Origin of the sequence: Pseudoalteromonas sp. 0303, assembly GCF_013349995.1 — a bacterium.
Lineage (GTDB): Bacteria > Pseudomonadota > Gammaproteobacteria > Enterobacterales > Alteromonadaceae > Pseudoalteromonas.
Map to the genome: position 1 here is coordinate 1 of NZ_JABVXF010000205.1, position 248 is coordinate 248.

1 protein-coding gene is annotated in these 248 nt (G+C 51.2%); it reads right to left on the minus strand.

The features are described from left to right. A partial coding sequence (locus HUS62_RS22810) for a hypothetical protein (RefSeq protein ID WP_175081249.1) occupies nucleotides 1-248 on the minus strand: 248 nt, incomplete at both ends.

Here is a 248-nt window from a genome sequence, read left to right on the forward strand (position 1 = left end):
CCACGCACGACCATGGCGGCGCTTTCACCGTTACCATTAATCACGCCATCGGCTGTTTTATCAATGCTGGTTGTGATGGCTGCGGTGTTATCAAGTTCAACTGTATCCTCAGCTGTAACAGGGTTACCTGCCACATCGGATACGCTGGCTGTAGCAGTGAGTGTGCCGTCGTTTAATGCGCTGGCATCAATCGGATCAGTAACGTATTCGCCGTTTTGCACAAGCGCCGTGGTTTCAACTTGGTTTGT